16 protein-coding genes are annotated in these 25480 nt (G+C 73.4%); 7 read left to right on the forward strand and 9 right to left on the reverse strand.

Features of this window, described 5'->3' with window-relative positions:
- The first annotated feature begins 29 nt into the window (after positions 1-29).
- Entirely contained in the window at positions 30-1343 is a 1314-nt protein-coding gene (locus ACVW07_RS07170; RefSeq protein ID WP_456818563.1) for a hypothetical protein, read from the forward strand.
- A gap of 104 nt (positions 1344-1447) precedes the next feature.
- On the opposite strand, the gene ACVW07_RS07175 is transcribed toward ACVW07_RS07170, so the two are convergent.
- Together ACVW07_RS07175 and ACVW07_RS07180 are read right to left on the reverse strand one after the other, a co-directional pair.
- Positions 1448-6826, reverse strand: a complete 5379-nt coding sequence (locus ACVW07_RS07175) for a PKD domain-containing protein (protein WP_456818564.1) — start codon at positions 6824-6826, stop codon at positions 1448-1450.
- A 141-nt stretch (positions 6827-6967) separates the two neighbouring features.
- Complete coding sequence (locus tag ACVW07_RS07180; protein ID WP_456818565.1) at positions 6968-7663, reverse strand: hypothetical protein; 696 nt, start codon at positions 7661-7663, stop codon at positions 6968-6970.
- Between the two features lie 237 nt (positions 7664-7900).
- Between ACVW07_RS07180 and ACVW07_RS07185 the strand changes: the two genes are divergently transcribed.
- Positions 7901-9586 carry a polysaccharide biosynthesis tyrosine autokinase gene (locus tag ACVW07_RS07185; RefSeq protein WP_456818566.1) on the forward strand — a complete coding sequence of 562 codons (1686 nt, stop codon included), beginning with the start codon at positions 7901-7903 and terminating at the stop codon, positions 9584-9586.
- Between the two features lie 202 nt (positions 9587-9788).
- Here ACVW07_RS07185 and ACVW07_RS07190 read toward each other — a convergent pair whose 3' ends face one another.
- The 5 genes from ACVW07_RS07190 to ACVW07_RS07210 form a co-directional block, all read right to left on the reverse strand.
- Positions 9789-10229, reverse strand: a complete 441-nt coding sequence (locus ACVW07_RS07190; RefSeq protein WP_456818567.1) for an adenylyltransferase/cytidyltransferase family protein — start codon at positions 10227-10229, stop codon at positions 9789-9791.
- A gap of 138 nt (positions 10230-10367) precedes the next feature.
- Positions 10368-11324 carry a glycosyltransferase family 2 protein gene (locus ACVW07_RS07195; protein WP_456818568.1) on the reverse strand — a complete coding sequence of 319 codons (957 nt, stop codon included), beginning with the start codon at positions 11322-11324 and terminating at the stop codon, positions 10368-10370.
- On the reverse strand, positions 11321-12133 hold the full coding sequence (locus ACVW07_RS07200; RefSeq protein ID WP_456818569.1) for a CDP-alcohol phosphatidyltransferase family protein: 813 nt from the start codon (positions 12131-12133) through the stop codon (positions 11321-11323). The genes ACVW07_RS07195 and ACVW07_RS07200 overlap by 4 nt, the downstream gene beginning before the upstream one ends.
- Positions 12130-13323, reverse strand: coding sequence for a DUF1972 domain-containing protein (locus ACVW07_RS07205; RefSeq protein ID WP_456818570.1), 1194 nt, complete (start codon positions 13321-13323; stop codon positions 12130-12132). The genes ACVW07_RS07200 and ACVW07_RS07205 overlap by 4 nt, the downstream gene beginning before the upstream one ends.
- A gap of 199 nt (positions 13324-13522) precedes the next feature.
- Positions 13523-14542: a glycosyltransferase gene (locus ACVW07_RS07210; protein WP_456818571.1), complete on the reverse strand. Its 1020-nt coding sequence runs from the start codon at positions 14540-14542 to the stop codon at positions 13523-13525.
- Between the two features lie 173 nt (positions 14543-14715).
- Between ACVW07_RS07210 and ACVW07_RS07215 the strand changes: the two genes are divergently transcribed.
- The 3 genes from ACVW07_RS07215 to ACVW07_RS07225 all read left to right on the forward strand — a co-directional run bounded on the left by ACVW07_RS07215 (position 14716) and on the right by ACVW07_RS07225 (position 18468).
- On the forward strand, positions 14716-15624 hold the full coding sequence (locus ACVW07_RS07215; RefSeq protein WP_456818572.1) for a glycosyltransferase: 909 nt from the start codon (positions 14716-14718) through the stop codon (positions 15622-15624).
- Positions 15621-16751: a glycosyltransferase family 4 protein gene (locus tag ACVW07_RS07220; RefSeq protein WP_456818573.1), complete on the forward strand. Its 1131-nt coding sequence runs from the start codon at positions 15621-15623 to the stop codon at positions 16749-16751. The genes ACVW07_RS07215 and ACVW07_RS07220 overlap by 4 nt, the downstream gene beginning before the upstream one ends.
- A 199-nt stretch (positions 16752-16950) precedes the next feature.
- Entirely contained in the window at positions 16951-18468 is a 1518-nt protein-coding gene (locus tag ACVW07_RS07225) for a lipopolysaccharide biosynthesis protein (protein WP_456818574.1), read from the forward strand.
- A gap of 191 nt (positions 18469-18659) precedes the next feature.
- Here ACVW07_RS07225 and ACVW07_RS07230 read toward each other — a convergent pair whose 3' ends face one another.
- Both ACVW07_RS07230 and ACVW07_RS07235 read right to left on the reverse strand, forming a co-directional pair.
- Positions 18660-20738, reverse strand: a complete 2079-nt coding sequence (locus ACVW07_RS07230) for an acyltransferase family protein (protein WP_456818575.1) — start codon at positions 20736-20738, stop codon at positions 18660-18662.
- A gap of 36 nt (positions 20739-20774) precedes the next feature.
- Positions 20775-22304, reverse strand: a complete 1530-nt coding sequence (locus ACVW07_RS07235) for a sugar transferase (RefSeq protein ID WP_456818576.1) — start codon at positions 22302-22304, stop codon at positions 20775-20777.
- A 274-nt stretch (positions 22305-22578) separates the two neighbouring features.
- Between ACVW07_RS07235 and ACVW07_RS07240 the strand changes: the two genes are divergently transcribed.
- Together ACVW07_RS07240 and ACVW07_RS07245 are read left to right on the forward strand one after the other, a co-directional pair.
- Positions 22579-24189 carry a right-handed parallel beta-helix repeat-containing protein gene (locus tag ACVW07_RS07240; protein WP_456818577.1) on the forward strand — a complete coding sequence of 537 codons (1611 nt, stop codon included), beginning with the start codon at positions 22579-22581 and terminating at the stop codon, positions 24187-24189.
- Between the two features lie 109 nt (positions 24190-24298).
- Complete coding sequence (locus tag ACVW07_RS07245; protein WP_456818578.1) at positions 24299-25288, forward strand: DUF6492 family protein; 990 nt, start codon at positions 24299-24301, stop codon at positions 25286-25288.
- The last annotated feature ends 192 nt before the right edge of the window (positions 25289-25480 follow it).

The following is a 25480-nucleotide window of genomic DNA, read 5'->3' on the forward strand; positions in this document are numbered from 1 at the left end:
GCCGGACCAGGACCAGGAGGCCGAGCGACGTGACGGGGGCCCCCGTGGCCGCGCACCAGGGCGCGGAGGACGACGGCAGCGCGCAGAGCGGTTCCGTCGCGGTCGGACCCGGGTCCGAGGAGCCGGAACGGCGGTCGCTGCTGCGCACCCGTGTGCCCGCGACGACGGCGGTCGCCGCCGTCGCCCTGGTCGCGACCGGCATGTCCCGTCCGCTCTACCAGTCGCTCACCCTCGGCGCCCTCCTAGCGGTCGTGCTCATCCCGGTGTGGTGGCGCTCCACCCGGTCGTACCACGACGTGCGCACGCTCCTGCTGCTCTGCGGCCTCGCGGTCGTCATGGGCGTGTGGCTCACCGAGCTGGCGTCGGAGGACCACCGGACCCCGACGCGCATGACGATCAACGGCGTCCTCGTGCTGCTCGAGGCGGTGCTCGGGGCGGCCGTCGTGGTGTGGGCGCGGACGCGCATGCGGGACGCCACCGTCGCGTCCCTGTTCGGGCTCGGCATGGTGCTGGGTATCGACACGGGGGGCCGGTTCGCCGAGAGCCCGTGGCGGTTCGGGTTCTCGATCCCCCTGACGGTGCTGCTGCTCGGCCTGGCATGGATGTCCCGACGCGGCTGGCTGCAGGTGGTGACCGCCTTCGCGCTCGCGGGCATGTCCGCCGCCAACGGAGGCCGGTCGATGGCCGCCATGCTGTTCCTCGCCGGCGTCGTCACCCTCCAGCAGTCGGCCTGGCGTCGCCGGGGGTCCAAGGCGGCGTCCCGCGTGCGCGCGGTCGTGCTCGTCGGCGGCCTGTGCGTGGCGCTCTACTACCTGGGGCAGGCGGCGATCCTCGACGGGTACCTCGGCAAGGACGCCCAGGAACGGACCGAGGAGCAGATCGCGCTCTCGGGCTCCCTCATCGCCGGCGCGCGCCCCGAGTTCGGCGCGACCGACGCGCTGGTGCGCTACCGGCCCTACGGCTTCGGCGTCGGCACGATGCCCAGCACCCAGGACCTGCTCGTGGCCAAGGCGGGCATGGCCCAGCTCCGGTACAACCCGGACAACGGGTACGTCGAGCGGTACATGTTCGGCAACGGCATCGAGCTGCACTCGACGGCGGCCGACCTGTGGGCGAGGTTCGGCCTGGCCGGGCTGGTTCTCGCCCTCTACGCCCTGTGGATCGTGGTGCGCGGCTACACGCTGGCCTTCAGCCGGCACGCCGCGAGCGCGCTCCTCACCTACCTGGCGATCCGTTCGCTCTGGGACGTCCTGTTCAGCCCGCTGTCCAGCTCGGTGGTCCTCTTCGCGCTCGCCGTCGGGCTGCTCGCGGTCCGACGGACACCGCCGACCGCACGTCCCTGAGCGCTCCTGCCCCGGAGACGACACACGGGGCACGGCAGGCATCTCGCCCGTCCGTACCCCGCACCCCCTGCGGTCTGCTGCCCCCTGCTCGTCGTGCCCTGCTGCTACTGCACCGGGCGAGCCGCCAGGTCGTCCCACGAGAACGCCACAGCCGGGTTGCCGGCGGTGCCGCCGTGGTAGACGGTCACGCCGACACCGCCACCCACCTGGAGCGTCGCCGAGGCGTCCGTCGTGGTCGCGCGCCAGTCGACCGGCTCGGTCGTGCCGACCTTCCACACCTTGACCCGCACGGTCGTCGGGGAGGCCCCCTGGACCTGGGCGCGGACCAGGAGCTGGTCGTTCGGAGCGAACGTCAGGCCCGCGACCGCGCCGCCCGCCAGCGCGGTGGTGGTCCCGGCGACCTCACGCGTCGCGTGCACCTGCACCGACCCGTCGGCACCGAGCCGCACCCGCGCACCGTACGCGTCGTTGCCGACCCGGCGGCCCTGCAGCGTCGCGAAGGAGGTCCCCGTCGAGAGCCGGTCGGCGCTCAGCGTCGCCGTCACGTCGGTGCTGGCCTGCACCACCGATCCCAGGTACGCGCCCGCGGTGCCGCCCACCGGGTCGGTGAACAGCCCTCGACCGTCGACCGACAGCCGGCTCGCCGTCCCGACCGTCGTCCAGGGACCACCGACGAGCGCGGTGCCCCAGCCGCCGGCCACCGTCCGGGCGAAGTCGTCCTGGGCGAACGCGTCGCCGACCTGCGGCTCGCTGACGGTGACGTCGTGCGTGGTCGACGCCGTGGCGCCGTCGTCGTCCGTCACCGTGAGCGTCACCGTGTACGTCCCGGCGGCCGCGTAGGTGTGCGACGCCGTGGCACCGGACCCCGTGGCGGTGGCGTCACCCCAGCTCCAGGCGTACGCCGCGACGACCCCGTCACTGTCGGTCGAACCCGTGCCGTCGGCGTTGGCGGTGAGGCCCGCGGCCCCGACCGTGAACGCGGCGGCCGGTGCGACGTTCGCGGGCGGCGGGGGCGGCGGGGGCGGCGGGGTGGACCCGACGTTCTTGGCCGTCAGCTCGTCCCAGGAGAAGGCGACGGCCGGGTTGCCGGACGTGCCGCCGTGGTAGACGGTCACGCCGACGCCGCCACCGACCTGCAGACTCGCTGCGGAGTCGGTGATCGTGGCCCGCCAGTCGGCCGGCTCGGAGGTGCCGGCCTTCCAGACCTTGACCCGCACCGTCGTCGGCGAGACGCCCTCGACCTGCGTGCGGACCAGGAGCTGGTCGTTCGCCGCGAACGTCAGGCCTGCGACCGCACCGCCCGCCACGGCCGTGGTGGTCCCGGCGATCTCACGCGTCGCGTGGACCTGGACCGACCCGTCGGCACCGAGCCGCACCCGGGCGCCGTACGCGTCGTTCCCGACCCGACGGCCCTGCAGCGTGGCGTACGACGTCCCGGTGGAGAGCCGGTCCGTGCTCAGCGTCGCGGTGACGTCCGAGCTCGTCTGCACGACCGACCCCAGGTAGGCACCGACGGTGCCGCCCACCGGGTCGGTCAGCACGCCGCGGCCACCCGCGACCGACAACCGGCTCGCCGTGCCGGCCGTGGTCCACGCACCGCCCGTCGGGGCGACGCCCCAGCCGGCCGTGACCGTCCGGGCGAACGAGTCCTGCGCGAACGGCGCATCCGGCGGCGGAGCGGTCACGGTCACGTCGTGCGTGATCGTGCCGGTCGCGCCGTCGTCGTCCGTCACCGTGAGCGTCACCGGGTAGGTGCCGGCCGCGGCGTACGTGTGCGACGCCGAGGCGCCCGTGCCACCGGCGGTCGAGTCACCCCAGCCCCAGGCGTAGGACGTGAGCGTCCCGTCGCTGTCGGCGGAGCCCGAGCCGTCGACCTGCACTCCCAGCTGGTTCACCGTCGAGGTGAACGCTGCCGTCGGCGCCTGGTTGGGCGGCGGGGCGGTGACCGACACGTTCTGCGTGGACGTGGTGGTCGCGCCGTCGTCGTCCGTGACCGTCAGCGTCACCGCGTAGGTGCCGGTGTCGGCGTAGGTGTGCGACGCGGTGGCACCGGAGCCGTCCGGGGTCGAGTCGCCCCAGCTCCAGGCGTACGACGCGACCGCACCGTCCGGGTCGCTGGACCCGGAGCCGTCGACCCCGACCGTCAGCACGTTCACCGCGGTGGTGAACGAGGCCAGCGGCGGCTGGTTGGGCGGCGGCGCGGCGACCACCACGTCGTGGCTCACGGAGGCGCTGCCCCCGCGGTTGTCCGTCACCGTGAGCGTCACCGTGTAGGTGCCGTCGGCGGCGTAGGTGTGCGACGCGGTGGATCCCGTGCCGTCCGGGGTCGAGTCGCCCCAGGTCCAGGCGGAGGACGCGATCGTGCCGTCCGGGTCGCTCGAGGCCGTGCCGTCGACCTGGACCGAGAGGTCCGTCGGGGTCGCCGTGAAGGCCGCCGTCGGGGGGACGTTCGGCGCAGGGGTGCCCGAGCCGAGCGAGAAGTGCTGCGCCACCGCGGTCGGCGTGAGCACGGCGGAGTACACCGCGACCTCGTCGATCGTGCCGGCGAACCACGGCTGCGGGCCCCAGGTGTTGTCCCCGCCGACCCGCCAGTAGCCGGAGTAGGCCTGCTGGTCGGTCTGCGGGTTGGTGCCGCGCAGCACGCCGTCGACGTACAGCTTCATGCCGTCCGGACCCTGCGTGGCGACCATGTGGTGCCACACGTTGTTGTTGTACGCGGCCGCCGTGGTGATGGTGTTGGCGGTGCCCGTCCAGACGCCGAAGGTGAGGCGGCCGTCGGTCTCCATGTACACGTGCCGGTCGTAGCTGCCGCTCAGCCCTGTGGCCGCGTCACCGAAGCCGATGAGCTTGCCGCCGGCTGTGGTGTTCGTCTTGAACCACAGCTCCTCGGAGTACACGGACGGGTCGTTGAACTGTGCGGTGCTCGCGAGCAGGCCGTTGGTCCCGCTGAACTTCACCGCCGCGTTGTTGACGCCCACGAGCGCGCCGGTCTGGTTCCGGGTGAGGGTCCCGCTGTAGGTGCCGGTGTTGTTCAGGACGCCGGTGTCGTTCGCCGTGGTCCCCGTCGCCTCGGTGAGCCGCCAGTACAGGTCCGGCTGCCCGTTGTAGACGGCGGCGCCGTAGGCGTCGGCCGGTGCGGGCGGAGCGGTCGACGTGCGGCCCGACGCGACCCAGTGCGCGTCGACCTGCGTCGTGGTGAGCGGAGCCGGGTAGACCGCGACCTCATCGACCGTGCCGCTGAAGTACGGGGCGCCGCTCCACGAGTTGTCCCCGCCGATCCGCCAGTAGCCGGAGTAGCTCTGGGCGGACGTGGTGTCGGACCGCTGACCGACGCGCTTCCCGTCGAGGAAGAGCTTCATGCCGTCGGCGCCGAGGGAGCCGACCACGTAGTGCCACTGCCCGTCGTTGTACTTGGCGGTGGACGACAGGGTGCGGGACGTGCCCGGGTACACGCCGAACAGCACGCGCCCGCCCGTGTCCATGTAGATGTGCCGGTCGTAGCTGCCGCTGTTGCCGGTGTTCGCGCTGCCAAAGCCGAACATCTTGCCGCCGGCGGTCGTGGTGGTCTTGAACCACCCCTCGAGGGCGAACGTCTGCGGACCCGTGATGGCGGTCTGCGTCGAGGCGAGCCCCGTCGGCGTGCCGTTGAACGACGACGCCAGGTCGGTGTCCGTGGTCCCCAGGGCGCCGGTGGCGCCACGCGTCACGCCGGCCTGGGTCACCATGTCGGACCCGCCCACCCAGTCGGTCACCGTGGTGCCGGTGGGCTCTCCGAGCCGCCAGAAGTTCGTCGGGTTGTCGTCGAGCACCTTGGCCGCGTAGGGCGAGAGCACGGCGTCACTGACCGTCACCGTGATCCACGCGGAGGACGCGGTGTTCCCGAACGGGTCCGTCGCGACGACCCGGTACCGGACCGAGGTCCCCGGCGTCTGTCCGAGGTCCTTGAACCTCATCGTCCTGACCTTCCAGAACGTCGTGGACATCGTCTCCGAGTAGATCGGAGGGGCCGTCTGCGTCGCGCGGTAGAGGTCGTAGCGGAGCGTCTCGTTGTCCCGGTCGAAGTTGGAGTTCCACGACAGCCGGACCTCGCCCGACGAGAAGGACGCCACCGACAGCGGGAAGTTCGTGCCCGAGAGGCGCGGACCCTGCTTGTTGGGCGCCTGGTCGACCGTGGTGAAGCGCACGAGGCCCTGCTGGCCGACCCCGTTGACCTGGGTGAACTCGCCGCCGTAGAGCACGTACTTGCCCGCCGCCGTCACGGTCCACGGGCCCTGCGACTTGCCGGTGTAGGTGCCCGTGTTGATCGTCGGGTACCAGTTGAGGATGGTCGGCGAGGGCTCGCCGTCGTGGTCCGGGTAGCCGTAGATGTCCGGCGTGTTGATCCCCGTCGCGGACTTCGACAGCGCCGTCGCCCGGTACACCGACCAGGGGTCGGTCTGCGGGAAGCCGCCCGAGTTGCCGCAGTAGTGCTTGTGGCTCGCGGAGTAGATGACGTCGCCCCGCGGGAACGACGAGTAGGTGTCGCCGTGGCAGTCCTCGACCCACCGGAGGGAGCCCGTGGCCCAGTCGGCCGAGAACGTGCCCTCCACGTTGCCGCCGCCGCCGAAGTGGTAGCCCGTGCCGTAGAACGTGTCGCCGTCGGTCTCCAGGCTGAGGATGGCGGACTCCGCGCCCCCGTTGCGGATCTGCGTGTTGACGGGGAGCGCCAGGCTCGTGCCGGTCGCGACGTCGAGCCGCGCCAGGCCGTAGCCGGGGTCGCTCGACCCGTTGACCGACGTGAACGCGCCACCGATGACAATCGAGGCACCGTCCGGCGCCACCGTGATCGCCTCCACCGCGCCGTCTGCCACGTCGGCGGTCAGCGGCAGCGTCGCCCCGGTGTCGAGCCGCAACGCGGCGACCCGGTTGCGGGCGACGCCGTTCGTGGACGAGAAGTTCCCGCCGATGTAGACGGTGCTGTTGGTGACGGCGACCGCGTTGACCGCCGAGTTGACCGTGGGACGGAACGAGCTGATGAGCGCGCCCGTCGCGACGTCGAACGCGGCGACGCGGTAGCGGTTCTCGCCGTTGATCGCCGTGAAGGCGCCGACGGCCACCAGCTTGGTGCCGTCCGGCGTGAGGGCGAGGTCCCGCACCTCGGCGTTGAACGACGGGGCGAACGTGGTGCTGAGCGCCCCCGTGCTCAGGCTGTACGCCATCATGTGGTTGCGGACCACCTCGTTGGTGCCGGCCGCCGCCCCCGGGGGCCGTGCCCGCGTGAACTCACCGCCGACGTACACGGTGTCCCCCGCGACCTGCTGGTTCCACACGACGCCGTTGATCTGCGCCGTCGGCAGCGCGTCGGCGCTCACCGTGACCGGGTCCGCCGGGTTCGGCGGTGCAGTGTCGGCCTGCGCGGGAGCGGCGACCAGCAGTCCCGTGATCGCGAGCGCACCTGCGCCGAGCAGCCCTACCAGTCGAGAGAGCTTCGACGGTCCCACCATGATCGGTTTCCCTCCACACGCGTCAGCGGTCCCGCGCCGGGGTCGGCGGGCCGTAGACGATCGGGAGCGACTTTAGGTGAGTTCGGACAATTGGGGTCATAAGCACCCGGGTGAACTGTTGTCCAGATCGGGTGAATCCGCCTACTGCGGGACGGAACCGTCGAACAGGACCACGGTGAGGCCGGGGGCGAGGTCGACCTCGAGCCGGACGTGCCCGCGGTCCTCCACGGGGACGTTGAACACGAACACCCCCGAGCCCGATCCGCCGACGTTCAGCTGGCCCGGGAACGGCTGGCCGCCCGGCTTCTGCAGCGGCGTCGCCGGCGCGAGGTCGTCACCCGCGTAGGCGTTGACGACCGCCGTGGACAGGTCGAGCGCGGCACCCGAACGGTTCGCGACCGCCACGGTGAACCGCAGCGACGGACCGCCGACCTCGCCGGGCACCGTCGCCTCGCCGGTGACCTGCTCGATGGACCCGAGCTGGACCGTCACGCCCTCGGCGGCCTGCGCGGGCGCGTCGAGCGCCACCGGCGGCGCGGTGGGCCGGCCGTCCGGGCCGGCCGTCGCGCCCGGCACGCCGGGCTGCGGCGCAGGCTCTCCGGGCTCGTCGGTCGCGGACGGTGCCGGCGACACCTCGGCGGGCACCGAGGCCGAGACCGTCGGCGACGCCGACGTGGTGCTGGGGGACGCGCTCGCAGTGGCGCCCCCGGCGGTGTCGTCGTCCGGGCCCTGCATCAGCAGCACCACCGTCAGCACGACCGCGACGACGAGCACGCCGACACCGGTCCACAGGACCCAGGGCCGCCGGCCGGGGTCGGGAGCCGTCTCGTCGCTCATGCTCGAACCACCGTCCACCAGGGCGCCCGGGTCGGCGCACGCGCCAGTGTAGGTGTGCAGGAGCCGTGCAGAACTGCGGTTCACCCTCGTGACAATCGGGTGAATTCAGGCACTGGTGCCAGAATTGCTGCATTCCCGCCGTAGCGTTCGACGACCGCAGGGCCGGGGGGAAGTCGTCCCGGTGGTCGTGGCACACCCTGCGCCACACCGACCGAGGCGGGACCGAAGGAGTGTCGGATGGAGATCGGCGAGTACCTCGCCGCCTTGCGCAAGCGCTGGTACGTGATCGTGGTGCTCGCGGTCCTCGGCGCCGGCATCGGCTACCAGCAGGCACAGGCGGCCACGCCGATGTACCGCTCGACCTCGAAGGTGTTCGTGTCGCTCGCGCGCGGCGACACCGTGGCCGACCTGGTGCAGGGGTCCACCTACACCCGGAACCTCGTCGAGTCGTACGTGCAGCTCGCCACCGTCCCCGCGGTCCTCAAGCCGGTGATCGACCGGCTCGACCTGACGGTGACGCCCAAGCAGCTGGCGTCGGTGGTGCACGCCGAGGCTCCGCTGGACACGATGCTCATCGAGATCTCCGCGACGAGCCAGTCGCCGGAACGGGCGTCCGCCGTCGCGAACGCCGTCGCGGACCAGCTCTCCACGACCGTCGAGTCGCTGTCCCCGACGTCGGGCGACGGCGTCGCGAGCGTGAAGATCACGATGGTCGGCGAAGCGACCCCGGCAGCGGCGCCGTTCTCCCCGAAGACCAAGCTGCTCGTGGCGACCGGCGGAGCGCTGGGCCTCGCCCTCGGTCTCGTCATCGCCTTGGCGTGGGCCCGGCTCGACACCAAGGTGCGCGGTACCGCCGACCTCCCGCGCGAGCCGGCACGGCCCCTGCTCGGCCTGATCCCGTTCGACCGGTCGATCTCCACCGAGGGCCCGCGCACCATCATCGAGCACCCCCGCGGCGCCCTCGCCGAGGCCTACCGGCGGGTGCGGGCCAACCTCGACTTCCTCGACTCGACAGCGCCGGTCCGCGCGTTCGTCGTCACGTCCACGGTGCCGCGCGAGGGCAAGTCCACGACGTCCGTCAGCCTCGCGCTCGCCCTCGCCCACACCGGCCGCCGGGTGCTGCTCGTCGACGCCGACCTGCGGCGTCCTGCCGTGGCCCGCATCTGCGGCCTCGAGGGCGAGGTGGGTCTCACGACGATCCTCGCGCACAAGGCGACCCTCGCCGACGTCCGCCAGCCGTGGGGCGTCGAGGGCCTCGACGTCGTGACCGCCGGGCGCGTGCCGCCCAACCCGACGCAGCTCATCGACTCCGTGGCGATCGCGGCGTTCCTCGAGGAGGCGAAGGCCAGCTACGACATGGTCATCGTCGACACGTCCCCGCTCCTGGCCGTCAGCGACGCCGCCGTGCTGGCTCGCCGCACCAACGGCGCGATCGTCGTGGCACGGGCCCGCAAGGTCGACCGGCACCACCTCGCCGAGCGCCCTGTCGACGCTCGACACGCTCGGCGCCCCCTGTCTCGGCATCGTGCTCAACGGCGGCCCGCGGATGCGCCGCGCGACGTCGTACGGGTACATGGAGCCGCGTCGGCGGCTGCTGAGCACGCGGCGCTCCGGCCGGAACGCGGGCGCGTCGGTCACCGCGGCGGAGCCGGTGGAGACCGTCGCTCCGGTTGCTCGACCGGTCGCGCCGGTCGTGCCGGTGGAGCCGGTCGCCCCCTTGGAGCCGGTCGCCCCCTTGGAGCCGGTCGCGCGCGTCGCGCCGATCACGACCGTCGAGCCGGTCACGCCCGTCGAGCCGATCGCGCCGCTCGAGCCGGTCGCACCGCACGCCGCGCCGACCGGACCCGTCCTGGACGAGATCGCCGAGTCGGACGAGCTCGGTCCGGCCGCCGATCCCGCCGACCGGCTGGCGACGGCGGGTGAAACCACCGGCCGGCACGCCGACCCCGAGGCCCACGACGAACCCGTGCCTGCGGGCGCGGTGCTGGTCGCGACCGCCGGGCTGCACGACGGCACCTCACGCCCCCGGATGCACACCGAGGTCGAGATCGCCTGACGCCGGGCAGCACGCACGAAGGGCGGGACCGGTGACCGGTCCCGCCCTTCGTGCGTCAGCGGCAGCGGCCTACTGACCAGCGGTCGCGTAGACCGCACCGTCGAGGCGGGACAGCGCCCGCCGCAGCGCGGTGCTCGACGTGTGCATCGTGTAGGGGAAGTAGACGACCTCGACGCCCACCTCCGCGAACATCGCCTCGAGCCGGCGGCCCTTGTCGGTGCCGCGCCAGTCGTCGCCCTTGAAGATGACGTCGAACTGCAGCCGCTCCCACATCTCGAGCTTGCTGGGGACGTCCTCGACGACCGCGTCGTGCACGAGCCGCAGGGAGCGGACGATCTCGATCCGCTCGGCGATGGGGACCACGGGACGGATGCCCTTCGTGATCTCGAGCGTGTCGTCGTCGACGACTCCGGCGATCAGGCGGTCGCACCGTGCGGCGGCGTGCCGCAGGAGGTTCAGGTGACCGACGTGGAAAAGGTCGTAGGCGCCGGGCGCGTAGCCGGTGATCATGCGCGAGCCTTCCTCTGCGAGATGGTGACGAACACCCGCGCCATCGAGGGCCCACCGACGTAGTCGATTGCTGGGGACGTTACAGACAAATACGACATGACCGCCAGGCGTCTTCCGGGTGAACTCACTGCAGCCCCCTCAGGCTCGTGCGTAGTCGTACACGACATGGCCGACGGCGCCCGACACCATGCCGGTGCCGCGCGCGACCGTGCGGCGTCCCCGGGCGTCGTGCTCCGGTGAGCGCAGGACGGCGCCCACGGCCGTCCGGGCAGCCCCGGCGGCGATCCGGACCGACCCCTCCAGCACGGCGCGCACCCGAGCACGGGAGCGGCCGACCGGCGAGCTGGCCAGCGCGACGGCGCACCTGCTCGCGGAGTTGCCGCTGCGGCGCGCGCGGTGCAGCACCCACGAGCGGGTGGACCGGTCGGCGGGCACCACGTCGACCACGACGGCCTCGTCGCACCAGACCATGCGGACGCCACGGGCCACCAGCGTGCGGCTGAACAGGGTGTCGGAGCCGCCGCTGAGACCGAACGCCTCGTCGAAGCGCACGCCGGTCTCACGCAGCATGGCCACGTCGAGGAGCAGGTTGTTCGTCGCCGCGACGGTCACCGGCGTGCCGGTGGGCATCCGTCGGCGGTCGAAGAACCGACCGGCGCGCACCCAGGCGTCCGGTGGTGCGGCGAACTCGGAGACCACGGGTCCGACCACGCAGGGCGCCCCCGTGTCGCGGTACGTGTCCAGCAGAAGTGCCAGCCACCGGTCCACGGGCCGTTCGTCGTCGTCGATGAACACGAGGACGTCGGCGTCGGCCGCCGCGCTCATCGCCGCGTTGCGTGCGGCTGCGATGCCGGGGCGCGGCTCGTGCACGTAGTGGGCGCCGCTCGCCTCGACGAGGCCGCGGGCGGAACCGTCCGGGTCGTTGTCGACCACGAGCAGCCGGACCTCGTCGGGCACGGTGCCCGCCTGTGCGAGCAGGGCCGGGACGGCGACCGCGAGGTCGTCCGGCCGGCGGTACGTGAGCATGGCGACGACCACCTGCAAGGTGCGGGCCCCGGCGTGGGCGGCCGCCGGTGCGTTGCCGGCGCGCGTCATGCCGGGACCTGCTCGGCCGACGACGCCGCGGCCGGCGGCACGGCGGGTCGGCCGGGGGCGGCCGCCGCTGCGCCGGCCCGGACCGCGTCGAGGGCAGCCAGCTCGCGGTACCACTTGACGGCTGCGAGCAGGAGGAACAGGCCGGTGCCGACGGTGATGACGGTGTACACGCCGAGGAACACGGGCAGGAAGCCGAGCAGCACGAACGACCAGCACAGGACGCCGTAGTCCATCGGGACGACGAGCAGAGCGCGCACCCACGACCGCGAGCCCGGGTCGGTGTCGGCCTTGGACCGCACGCCGTGCACGCGCCGGAGCTGCTCGGTGAGGATCATCGCGAAGAACAGGACGCTCGTGACGACCGTGGAGACGAGCGGCAGGACCACCCACCGGTCGTCGACCTCCTCGGACCGGAACAGCGCCACGGCGAGCCCGAGCGGCAGCAGCACGGACTTGGCGGCGTCGACCACGTGGTCCAGCCACTCTCCCGCGGTGGAGCTCCGTCCCTGCAGACGCGCGACCTGGCCGTCCGCGGAGTCGAACGCGTACCCCAGGGCCAGCAGGACGGCGACCACGACTCCGGACACGACCGAGATCGGCACGAGAGCCAGCACGGCGATGCCCGCGGCGGTGCACAGCGCGGAGATGCCCGTGACCGCGTCGGGCGTCAGGCCCAGCGATGCCGCACCCGCCGCGAGGTACCTGCCCCAGCGACGGTTGACGAACCGCGAGTACGCCGGTGCCGACCGGGCCACCGCCTTCTGCGCGCCGCGCAGCTCCGTGAGCGCCTGACGATAGGTGGGGTTCATGCGACCTCCGCCGGGACCCGGCTGCTGACGGCGGCGGTACCCAGACCGCTGCGACGGCCTGCGCCGCGGGTGCGGCGCAGGTCTCCGGACGCCAGCCGGCGGGCCAGGTCCTCGTACCGGTCGGCGACGACCTCCCAGTCGTAGTCGAGCGCGCGGCCGGCGAGCGCCCGCCCTCGACGCAGGCAGTCCTCGGGGTCCGCCTCGGCCGCCTCGACCTGCGCCGTCACGTCCGCCGCGCTGCCGAAGTACCGGCCGTCGTCACGGAGCACCTCGCGGTTGAACCCGACGTCGTACGCCACGGTCGCGGTGCCGGCGCCGATGGCCCGCAGCAGCGACGGGTTGGTGCCGCCCACGGAGTGGCCGTGCAGGTAGGTCCGGGCGTGCGCGTAGAGCGTGTCGAGCAGCTCGCCGTCCCAGACCCCGCCGAGCAGCCGGACCCGGTCGTCGGCGAGCGCGTGGATCCGCGCCGTGTGCTCGTCGGCGTAGGGCGCGGAGCCGACGACCACGAGCGGGAGCCGTGCCCCGCTCGCGACGTAGCCCTCGACCAGCACGTCGACGTGGTTCTCCGGCTCGAAGCGCGCGACCACCAGGTGGTAGCCGTGCGGCTCGAGGCCGAGCTCGGCGAGCCGGGTGGACGGCAGGTCGACGAGCCGCGGGGCGCCGTAGCTGATGAGCTCCGTGGGCACGTCGAACTCGGCCCGGTAGTAGTCCTGGATGCCGACGGCGTCGGCGACGAGCGCGTCCGACCACCGCACCGCGAGCGCCTCGGCCGTCCGGTAGTACCGCTGCCCCGACGGCCCCCACTTGGCGCGCTTCCACTCGAGGCCGTCGACGTGGGTGGCGACGGGGATGCGGGCGGCACGCAGACCGGGCAGCCACGGCGAGTTCGCGGCGTTGAACATGATCGCCGCGTCGACGCGGTGGCGGACGAGGTGGCCGACCGAGAGCGCGGTGTGCGACAGCGTCTCCAGCGAGCGGCGCCGCAGGGCGGGCAGGTGCACGAGGTCCATGCCGAGGAACGCGTCCGGACGGGGTTCGGCCCGCCCGGTCCGGCAGTACACGGTGACGCGCAGCCCGCGGTCCACCAGCCGGCGCCCGACCTCCTCGGCGGCGGTCTCGAAGCCGCCGTACCGGGCGGGCACCCCGCGGGTGCCGACGAGGGCGACGTGCAGGGGTACCGCGTGCGACAAGGCGTGTCTCCTCGGACCCGAACGTGCTGTGTGGACGCGTCGAGTGTGCCCAAGAAATCGGACGAAGGGTACCGGATCGGACCTTTTTCGCCCGAGGTTCACCCCCTCGGACCTGCTAGGACGCTCGTCCAGACCCGCGCGGCACCGGGCTGCGCGGGGCCCGACCGTGCCGCTCAGGGGTGCGCCAGGACCGCGCCGGTCAGCCGCCGCGCGCCGCCCGGACGGCGTCCGCGTAGACCTCGAGATGCCGCTCGGCGAGCACCGCCCAGTCCCTGCCGGACAGGTCGGGCGGCGCCGGGGGCGGCCCCGCGACGGCGGTCAGCGCGGACGTCAGGACCGTCCCGGTGAGGGCTCCGGCGTACCGCTGCACCCACCACGGACCGACCTCGTCGGCGAGCGCGTCCGTCACGGCGTTCGCGGGGACGAGCACGGGCCGGCCCAGCGTCAGCGCGAGGAGCAGCGCCCCCGAGTTGTGCATGTTGCGGTAGGGCAGCACCACGAGCTGGCCGGCACCCACCTCGGCCACCAGCTCGGCGTCGTCGAGGTGCCGCAGCGCCACGGACACGCGGGCGTCCCCGGCCGCCGCACCGGCGACCTCGGTGGCCGTCGCAGGCGAGCCCGGCCGGCCGGCGATGCGCAGCGACACCGACTCGTCGTCGACCTCGCGGAAGGCGGCGACCAGGTCGAGGACCCCCTTGTACGGCCGGACGATGCCGACGTGCACGAGCCGCCCGGGCACGGGTGACGGCTCCGGGTGGGCCGCGTACCAGTCGCCGTAGTCCCCGAGCGGGATCGTCGTCGCCCGGGCACCCGGTGGCAGCGGCGTGGTCGGGTTCAACCGGATCCACCAGGTCGTCGACCGGTCGCACAGCCGGAGCACGGCACGCGTGACCCGGGGCAGCTGCTCGTGCGGCGCGACGTTGTGCGCCGACCGGACCACCGCCGTGCGGCGCAGGCGGCACCGCACGAGGGTGGCCGCGAGGAGCCCGGCCGCGGCGAGGGTGCGCATCGGCGTGGTCTTCGTCACGACGACCTCGGGCCAGTGCACGTGCAGCACGTCGTACCGGGACAGCAGGGCCCGACGCCACGAGAAGGTCTCGACGACGGTGCTGCGGCGCAGCGCACGCAGCAGGAGCACGAGGTGCGGGTTGGTGGTCGGGCCGGGCTCCGCGAACGACTGCAGCACGCGCGGGCGTGTTCCGGCGACGGGGTCGGGCACGGCACCCTCCTGGGCTCGGGACGTCCGGATCGTACCGATCATCACCCGCCCCGCCGCTCCCCGGTGGGGCGATCCACGGATACAGTTCCCGACCAGGGACGACAACGGGGGCGCCTGCGACCTGCGCCGATGCGCGGGGGACGGCGGCGCGCCCGGCGAGGTGGAGGTGGACGGTGGACGCGCTCGTCGTCGTCAACCACCGGTCGCACGCCTTGCTGGAGCAGAACCTGGCGGCCACCTCGGACGGGCTCGACGCCCGGGTCGTGGTGGTCGACAACCGCTCCACGGACGAGGAGCGGGACGCCGTCCGGGCCGTGACGGACGCGCACGGCTGGGACCTCGTGACGGCCCCCAACGACGGCTTCGGTGCGGGCGTCAACCGCGGCGTGGCCCGCGCCCAAGTGCTCGGGTGCGACGTGTTCCTCCTCGTCAACCCCGACCTCGAGCTCGCACCCGACGTCGCGCGGGGCCTCCTCGACGCGGCCCGCCAGGACCGTGGCGCCCTCGTCGGCCCGCGGATCCTGCGCCCCGACGGCACGGTGTGGTTCGCCGGCGGCGACCTCGACGTCGCCACCGGACGCACCCGCACGCGCCCGGACCTCGTGGGCCCGTCGCCCGTGTGGCTGACCGGCGCGTGCCTCGCACTGCACGAGGACCTGTGGCACCGGGTCGGCGGGTTCAGCGACGCGTTCTTCATGTACTGGGAGGACATCGACCTGTCCGCGCGGGTGCGTGCGGCCGGGGGTCACCTCGTCGTCGAGCACGGCCTCACGGCGGTGCACGACGTCGGTGGCACGCAGGAGCCCGCGGGCAGCCGTCGCAAGTCCGACCTCTACTACCGGCACAACTGCCGGGGCCGGCTGGTCTTCGCGGCCCGCAACCTCGACCGTCCCGCGGTGCGGGCGTGGGCGCGGGGCTCCCTCGGCTACGCCCGGCTGGTGGTCCTGCGGGGCGGGAGGCGGCAGCTGCTGCGCTCACCCGGCCCCCTCTGGGCGGCGCTGCGCGGGACCACCGAGGGCCTGTGGTTCGCGCGCGCCGACCACCGGGACGACCAGCGGAACGACCACCCGGTGACGGCATGACGCACGTCGTCGTCGCGCACCCGTCGCCGGACCTGTACGGCTCGGACCGCCAGCTCCTGGAGTCGATCAGCGCGATCGTGGGGCGCGGCGGCACCGTGGAGCTCGTGCTCCCCGCGGACGGCCCGCTGCTGCCGCTGGCCCGCGACCGCGGTGCCCAGGTGCTCGTCGCGTCGTTCCCCGTGCTGCGCAAGCGGCTGCTGCACCCGCTGCGGCTGCCGGGCCTGCTGTGGCGGTCCGCGACCGCGACCGTGCGGGCGACCCGCTGGCTGCGCCGCGTGCGGCCGGACCTCCTGTACGTCAACACCGTCACGATCCCCGTGTGGCTGCTCGCCGGGCGGCTCGCCCGGGTCCCCGTGCTCGCCCACGTGCACGAGGCCGAGGACGGCGGCCGGCTCGTGGCCGCAGCCCTCGCCGCACCGATGCTCCTCGCCCGCCGCGTGGTCGCGAACAGCGCCGCAGCCGCCGCGATCCTCGTCGCCGCCCTGCCGCCGCTCGCCGCGCGCACCGAGGTGGTCCACAACGGCGTGCCCGCACCGCCCTCTCCGCCCGCGGACGCCGGGCACGCCACCGGTGCCCCGTGGCGCCTCGCGGCCGTCGGGCGGTTGTCCCCGCGCAAGGGCACGGACGTCGCCCTCGAGGCCGTGGCCCTGCTCGCGGCCCAGGGTCTCGACGTGCAGCTGTCCGTGGCGGGCACCGCGTTCGCGGGCTACGAGTGGTTCGTGGAGCAGCTCACGGAGCGCGCCTCGCGGCCCGACCTCGCCGGACGGGTCGAGCTGCTCGGGTACGTCCACCCGACCTGGGACCTGCTCGCGGCCAGCGACGTGGTCCTCGTGCCGTCCCGGGTCGAGCCGTTCGGCAACACCGCCGTCGAGGCCATGCTTGCGCGGCGACCCGTCGTGGCGTCCCGGACGCAGGGACTCGCCGAGGTCGTGCTCGACGGCCGCACCGGGCTGCTCGTGGCCCCCGACGACCCCGTCGCGCTCGCTGCGGCGGTCGCGGGCCTGCTGCGCGACGACGCCGCCCGGGACACGCTCGCCCGCGCCGGCGAGGTCGACGCCCACGACCGCTTCTCGACCGAGAAGTACTCCGAGCGGCTGCTGCGCGTGATCGACGAGGTCACAGGCTGACCGGCCAAGTTCACCCGGATGCCGAACCGGGGAGCCCACGGTGTTTGGGTAGATTCGTCCGGTCGAGGGTGGGCCGCCCCGGCCTGCACCAGGAGAGGGGACTCGGTGCGCGCACTCGCCCTGTGGACCGACCGCCAGGCACCGGAGACCGGTGTCCGTGCCGTCGTGCCCGCACACCCGATCGACGGGTGAGCGCGTCATGACCGAACCTGTCCCGGAGTCCCCCGACACCGTCGCACCCATCGCCGGCCTCGGTCGCACGACCGCACGTGGCGCGATGGTGACGGTCGGTGGGCAGGCCGTGCGCATGACCATCCAGATCGGCGGCGTCGTCGTCCTGGCGCACCTGCTCTCGCCGCACGACTACGGGCTCCTCGCAATGGTCCTGACGGTGGTCGGCGTCGGCGACCTGTTCCGCGACTTCGGTCTGTCCTCGGCGGCCATCCAGGCGGCGACGCTGAGCCGGCACCAGCGCGACAACCTCTTCTGGCTCAACACGGCGATCGGCGCCTGCCTCACCCTCGCCGTGTTCCTCGCAGCGCCGCTGCTGGCAAACCTGTACGACGAGCCGGACCTCGTCGGCATCGCGCGCGTGCTGTCCTTCACGTTCCTGCTCAACGGTCTCGCCACGCAGTACCGCGCCGGCCTGACGCGGCACATGCGGTTCGCCCGGCTGGCGTCGATCGACATCGCGGGCCCCGCTGTCGCGCTCGCGATCGCCGTCGTGCTGGCCCTGAACGGTGTCGGCTACCGGGCCCTCGTCGTGCAACAGCTCACCGTGAGCGTCATCCTCCTGGTCGGCGTCGTCGTCGCGGGCCGTTGGCTCCCGGGCCTGCCCCGGCGGCACGTGCCGATGCGCGGCCTGCTGACGTTCGGCTGGCACCTGCTGGGCACGCAGCTCGTCGGCTACGCCAGCAACAACGTGGACTCGCTCACCATCGGCGTGCGGTTCGGGTCCGTCAGCCTGGGCCTCTACAACCGGGCGTTCTCGCTGCTCATGCAGCCGCTCACCCAGCTCCGGTCACCGAGCACGACGGTGGCGCTGCCCGTGCTGAGCCGGCTGCGCGGTGAGCCCGCCCGGTTCGCCGAGTTCGTGCGGCGCGGCCAGCTGGCCCTCGCGTACACGCTGGTCGCCGGGCTGAGCCTCGTCGTCGCGGCGGCCGAGCCGCTCACCGACATCCTCCTGGGCCCGCAGTGGACCGGTGTCATCCCGCTGATCCGCCTGCTCGCCGCGGCGGGGATGTTCCAGACGCTCGCCTACGTCGGCTACTGGGTGTACCTCGCGACCGGGCTGACGGGCGTGCTGCTGCGCTACACGCTCCTGTCCGCCGTCGTCCGGATCACGTGCGTGGTCGTCGGCAGCACGTGGGGCGTCGTCGGCGTCGCCGCCGGGTATGCGGTCGGCTTCCTGCTCGAGTGGCCGCTATCCCTGTGGTGGCTGTCCCGGCACACGCCGGTGCAGCTCGGCGTGCTGCTGCGCGGCGCCCTGCGCACGATCGTCGTGTTCGGCGCGTGCGCGGCGATCGGCTGGGAGGCGTCGACTCTCGTCAGCGGCTCGTGGGCGTCGCTGTCCGCCGCCGTGGCCGCCTCCCTCGCGGCCTTCGGCGTCGTGTGGCTCGTGATCCCGGCGATCCGGCGCGACGTGCGCGAGGTCGCCGACGTCGTCGTCCTCGCCCGCTCCGGTCGCCGCCCCGCACCGGTCGACGCGGTGACCTGACCGGCCGTTCCTCGGTGGTCCCCCGGTCGGGTCGGCTGGCGGACCGCAGCGTCGGAGCCTGAGCGCAGCGTTGGGAGCCAGACCCCAGTGTCGGACCCCGACCGCACAGTGTCGGAATCCGACCGCAGTGTCGCTGAGCCCGACGCAGTGTCGCTGAGCCCGACGCAGCGTCGCCGAGCCCGGTGCAGTGGTCAGCGTCCGACGGCCTCGTCGATCGCGGCCGACAACATCGGCGCCAGGGTCCGCATGTAGGTCATCGTCACGTGCTGGTCCTGGTGGTAGACGAGGACGTCGCCGATGACCGCCGGGCAGGTGCCCGCCTGGCAGAAGTACCGGGTGAGGTCGACGAGCGCGGCACCGGGGGTCTGCTCGACGGCGGCGACCTGCGGATCCGTCAGGAGGCTCACGTCCTGCGGCGTGGCGCACGACGCGGCGGACCTGTCCTCCACGCACGCCGGGGTGCTCTCGACGCCCGCGGCGGTCGGGTCCGGGTTGTCCCGGAGCGCCACGACCCGGGCGCCGGACTGCGCCATGCGGCCCCAGGCGGTGGCCAGACCGTCGGCGCCGTCCCCCGCTCCGTAGCGCGTCGCGGAGAGCGCCGAGGTGAAGACGTAGTCGAAGTCGGCAGCCTGGACGGTGTCGATGACGTCCTGCTCCCAGGCACGGCACGCGGCGCTCCGGTCCTCGGGCGGCGTCGCCGTCACCGGGCACCCCGACCGCAGGTACGTGGTGAGCCGCCATCCGCGCTGCTCGGCCACGGCGGCGAGGGCCGGCTGCCACTGGGCCGCGTGCGAGTCGCCGACGAGGGCCACCTGGACGGTGCCGTCCGGGTCGCCGAACGTGCACGGCGTCGCGGTGACCGTGTCACCGCTCACCTGGCAGCCCGCGTGGACGCGGCCGAAGTCGTCGTCGTCGCCGATCACCGGCGCCGGGTACACCGTGCCCGTCGCGGCCGTGTCGCACGCGGTGCCGTCGACGGCGGCGGCGCCGAAGCATGCCGGGGGGTCCGCGACCACGGCCCGCAGCGCTGTCCACGCGGCCGTCTGCTGGTGCCGGACGCTCGCGCTCATCGCCACCGCCGGCACCGCGAGGAGCGCCATGCCCGCGACCACGGCGATCCCGACGGTGGACCGACGGGCCCAGGCCGACCCGCCCGACGGCCGGTAGCGGTCGAGCACGGTGACCTCGACGAAGCGCCGCGTGAGGTAGGCGAGCGGGACCGCGACGAGGACGGCGACGACCCGCCCCGGGAGGCCGAGCTGCCGCCCGACGACGTACGGCAGCAGCACGATGAGCGGCCAGTGCCACAGGTACAAGGAGTACGACATGTCCCCGACCGCCTGCACCGGGCCCCAGCGCATCAGCGCCGACGGTGACCAGCGCGCCCGTGGCAGGCCGGCGGCGATGACGAGGAGGGCGCCGAGCACGGGCACGGCGGCGGCCCAGCCGGGGAACGGGGTGCGGGACGAGAACGCGAAGGCGGCCACGCCGATCAGCGCGACGCCTGCCCAGCTCGCGCCGGCCTTCGCCGCGTCGGGCAGCGCGGCGGCTCGGTGGGCGACGAGCCAGAGGATGCCGCCGGCGGCGAACTCCCAGGCCCGTGTGGTGGTGACGAAGTAGGCGGAGGCCGACTCGCTCGCGGTGGCGAGGACCGACCACGCCAGCGACGCCAGGGCCAGCGGCGCCAGCACCGCGAGGTACGCGCGCCGCCACCGGGGGGTGCGGGCCGCGATCAGGCTGCCGACGACGAGCAGCGCGGGCCACGCGAGGTAGAACTGCTCCTCCGCGGACAGGGACCAGAAGTGCTGGACGGGGCTGACGTCGGCGGCGGGTGCGGAGTAGTTGGTCGCGTTGCCGGCGAGCAGCCAGTTCTCGACGTACAGCGCGCTCGCCGCGATCTGCCGGCCGAACTGCGGCCAGAGGCTGCGGGGCACGAAGACCCAGGTGGTCAGGAGCGTGAAGGCCAGGACGAGCATCGAGGCGGGCAGCAGCCGGACGGCCCGCCGGGCGTAGAAGCCACCGACGGTGAAGGTGCCGCGCCGCAGCGGCTTGACGATGTGCGCGGTGATGAGGAAGCCGGAGATCACGAAGAACACGTCGACGCCCACGTACCCACCGGGCAGTCCCCGCGGGGCGACGTGGTAGGCCAGCACGAGGAGCACGGCGGCCGCGCGGAGCGCCTGGATCTCCGGACGCACTGCCCCGCGGGCGGCGCGTGACCGCAGCGAGGACGACGTGCCCGACGGACCCGGCGGGTCAGGCACGGGCACGGGTGCGGGTGTCGACGGCGCCTCGACGGTCACGGGTCAGTACGCGCCGCTCGGTCGGACGATCGCGCGGGCGGTCTTCCACAGGATCATGAGGTCCATCCCGACGGACCAGTTGTCGGCGTACCGCAGGTCGAGCCGGACGGACTCCGTCCAGTCCAGGTCGGAGCGGCCGCTGACCTGCCAGAGACCGGTGAGGCCGGGCTTCACGCGCAGGCGCCGGTGGACGCGGTCCTCGTACACGTCGACCTCGCTGGTGAGGGGCGGTCGGGGGCCGACCAGGGACATGTCGCCGTGCAGCACGTTCCACAGCTGCGGCAGCTCGTCCAGAGAGTACCTGCGGAGCACCCGGCCGAGAGGCGTGACCCGGGGGTCGTCGCGCATCTTGAACAGGACGCCGTTGCCGTCGCTGTCCGCAGCGAGCGCGGCACGCCGCTGGTCGGCGTCCACGTACATCGTGCGCAGCTTCCACATGGTGAACGTACGGCCGTCGACGCCGACGCGGGTGTTCCGGTAGAAGGCGGGACCGGGGGTCGTCAGGCGGACCGCGAGCGCGAGGACGGCGACGAACGGGAGGAACACGAGGGCGACGAGCGGCGCGATCGCGTAGTCCATGGCGACCTTGGCGAGCATGCGGGTGCGCGGCGGCGCGATCTCGACCTCGAGCAGCGGCAGCGAGCCGGTCGGTCGCAGGGTCAGGCGGGGGCTGGCCACCTCGACGAGGTCGGGCATCACGACCATCTCGGCGCCGGCGCGGTCCAGCGCCCAGCCGAGCCGGCGGAGGCCGTCACCGCTGAGGACGCTGCCCGTGACGATGACGACGTCCACGGCGAAGTCGGCGACCACCTGCGCGGTGTCCGCAATCCCGCCGAGGACGGGCACGTCGGCGAGCGGCGCCTCGTCGTCGGCGGAGGGCAGGCACAGGCCCACCACGTCGTAGCCCTCGTAGGCCGCGGCGGACAGCTCGTACGCCGCGCGGGACGCGCTCGCGACCGAGCCCGTGACGAGCGTGCGCTGCATGTCGAGCCCGTGCTCGCGGCGGTGGTGGAGGCGCTTGCGCACGATGTAGCGGAGCCCGGAGGCCAGCGCGGTGGCGAGGGGGACGCCCAGGAAGACGGTGACGCGGGGCGGGTCGGCGTTGAAGCTGAACGCGAGGACCACGACGAGTCCGGCCACGGCCGTGCCGCCGGCCACGACCGACTGGAACTCCTCGACACCGACGCCGAGCCGCTTGGTCTCGTAGCCGCGCGCGAGGGCGACGCACAGCGGGAACATCACAGCGGCGACCAGCGACCAGCGGAACGCGGCCGGTCCCACGCCCAGGCGCGGGAGGAGGAGCGCGAGGGCGACGAGGCCGGCGGCCAGCGCGTCCGTGACCGCGATGAGCGCGCGGTAGCGGCGCGAGCGCGCGGACCACCGGTGCGCCCGCTGAGCCGGCCCGTTGTACGGCGTCGCCCGCGCGAGGAACGGCTGCGGCGACGCCCAGGACCTGCGGGGCTCGCGGGAGCGCGCCCGACGGTCGCGCTCGGCGGTCGGCTCGAGACCTCCTCGGTCTGCGGTGAGCGTCATGTGTCCCCCAAGCGACGCCGACATGAACTGCACGGATATGCGGAGGCTAGCCCGCGGTTCGTCCCCTTCCGTCCCTACTTGCCCGATTTCACCCGGGTGCTTCCTCACATGGGCGGATGGTCACCTGTGCGGGACCTTGTGCCTATGTATGCGTGTATACACCGATGCATAGTTGGGACGTGCGGTTCGGAGGCACACGACGCCACCGACACGCCGGTCCCGCAGGGGCCAGGGGGCGGTCCGCACAGAGAAACCCCCAACAGGAGGAACATCCGTGTCTTCAGCGCGCCGTCACCACGGCCACCGCACCCCCGCCCGCCGCATGCTCGTCGCAGCAGGCTCGGGCGCCCTCGTCGTCGGCTTCATCGCCGTCGGCACCACCCCCGCATCGGCGTGGGGCTCCCCCGAGGCCGCGACAGCGATGTCCCCCGGCGTCGACGCGAGCCTCCAGCCCTACCTGCTCGACGCGTTCGGGCGCACGTCGACCGGCGGCTGGGGCGCCGACGCCCAGGCCGGGACGTGGACGCACGCCGGCAGCGCTGCCGCGTTCACCGTCGGGGGCGGCTACGGCACCATGACCATGCCGAGCACCGGCGGCAACTACACGTCGCTGCTCGCCACCGCCCCCACCACGGACACCGAGGTGCAGGCACGCGTCGGGCTGGCGTCGAAGCCGGCCGGCGGCACGTCCGACCTGTACGTCGTGGGCCGCGCGATCGACACCACCTCCGGGTACCGCGTGAAGCTCCGCGTCGCGGCGGACGGGACGACCGTGGCCTCGATCCTGCGGGTCGACGGCACCGCGGCCAAGACCGTCGCCACGTCCACCGCGCCCCTGTCCCTCACCCCCGGCAAGGACCTGCAGGTCCGCTTCCAGGTGACCGGCACGGGCACGACCGCGCTGCGTGCCAAGGTCTGGGCCGTCGGCACCGCCGAGCCCGCCGACTGGACGCTGTCCACCACCGACACGACGGCAGCCCTGCAGCGGGACGGCGGCGTCGCCTTCACGACGTACACCCCGGCGCTCGCCGGCCAGACCGTCGCCCGCTACTCCGACCTCTGGGCCGGCCCCAGCGCCGCACCGCGCGTGCTGGACCGTCAGGTCCCCGAGCCCGGCACCGTGATGCCCGACGCGACGAACACCGGCGTGCCGGTCGGCACCAAGCTGACCGTCCACAACGGCGACCTCGTCATCACCACGCCCGGCACCGTCATCGACAGCCTGGACATCCGCGGGTTCGTCAAGGTCAAGGCGAAGGACGTCACGATCAAGAACTCGGTGGTCCGAGGCGTCCCGACGACACGGGCCCAGGGCCTCGTCACGGCGGAGTCCGGCTCCCTGACCATCGTGGACTCCGAGCTCTTCAACGCGACGCCGAGCTGGTACGTGGACGGCCTGCGCGGCAGCAACATCACCGCGAAGCGCCTCAACATCCACGACGTCATCGACACGATGCACGTGTACGGCGACAACGTGACCCTCGAGTCGTCCTGGCTGCACGACACGCTGCACTACGCCGACGACCCGTCGCACACCGACGGCACGCACGACGACAACATCCAGGTCGTCAAGGGCACCAACATGACCTTCGTCGGCAACCGCATCGAGGGCGCGTACAACGCGGCCATGATGTTCACGCAGGGGTCCGGCATCGTCTCGAACGTCACCGTCGACAAGAACTTCTTCGGCGGCGGCACCTGCACCATCAACATCGCCGAGTCCGGCAAGGGCGCCATCGCCGGCCTGTCGTTCACGAACAACACGTTCGCGATGGACAGCCGCAAGAACTGCGCCGTGATCTCGCCCGCCACCACGACCGCGAAGACCACGTACGTGAACAACCTCCACACCGACGGCAACCCGGTCGTCGTCAAGAGGGGCTGACCGGCACCTCACCCCGGGCCCGTCCTCGCCTCGTGCGAGGGCGGGCCCGTCGTCGTCCCGGCACGCCCGATATGCTCCGCCCGGACCGAGACCCGGCGAGAGGGCACCCGTGGAGCCACTGACCTTCGTGACCCCCGTGTTCGAGGCGGAGCTCGCGCTCCTGCACCTGCAGGCGCGCTCGTTCGCCGTGCACGTGCCCTCCGAGCTGGCCCACGAGGTCGTGGTCCTCGACAACACCCGACGCGGCCTGCGCTCGCCGCAGGCGCTGCTCGACGAGTACGGCCCGTGGGCGTCGCGGGTGCGGATCCTGCGGCCGGCCGACGTGTGCGAGCTCCCGACCGTCTCGGGCTGGCGCAGCCAGCAGGTGCTCAAGCTGGCCGTCGCCAGGCTCGTCGAGACGCCCCGGTACGTCACCCTCGACGCGAAGAACCACGTGGTCGCGCCGCCGGCCCCGTCGTTCTTCGAGGCGCCGGACGGCCGAATCCGCGTGCGGGGCTACGGGTACCGCGAGCACCCGCTGCGAGGCTCCCTCGAGCGCGTCCTCGCCTACCTGGGCCTCGACCCGGCCGACCACGTCGACCGGTTCGCCGCGACCGTGACCCCGTTCACGCTCGACGCGGCCGTCGTCCGGGCGATGATCGCCGACGTGGAGCAACGTGCGGGGCGCCCGTTCGCCCGGGAGTTCGTGTCGCAGGAGCTGACCGAGTTCTTCCTCTACGCCGGATGGCTCGTGCGCCGGGACGGCACCCTGGACGGTCTGTACGAGCTCACCGACGCGGTGAACCCGGTGGTGTGGCCACGGTCGGCCACACCGGACGGTGTCCGCGCGGTCGTCGCGTCGGCGGCGGGCTCGCCGATCTTCGGCGTGCACCGGGACGCGATCCCCCTTCTGGATGGCGAGGCGCGCGAGGTCCTGGCAGGGTTCTGGGCGGAGCGAGGGCTCGTGCCGGATCGTGCGGCCGGGGTCGACCTCCTCGTGGCGCTGCACCGCGACCACGACCGGCAACGCCGCCGCCAGCAGGTCCGCGATCTCCCGCCGCGGGCCCTCACGCTGGCTCGCCGTGGGCGCCGGTCCGTCGCCGCGCGCCTGGGCCGCTGACCCGATCGTCTCAGCATCCGGGACAAACGTTCAATTTGCGCCTGTGCAGGTCAGAGCGGGTCATCGATGGGCCTCAGGGGGTCCGCGCCACCCGGCGCTCCGCCGTTCGGGTGAAATCTCCTATGGTGGCGGCACGTACCGGCTCATGTCCCGCGCCGCCCGGTGCCGATATGTCCCACGTGCTCCCTTCTC

This window comes from Cellulomonas sp. URHB0016 (assembly GCF_054057935.1).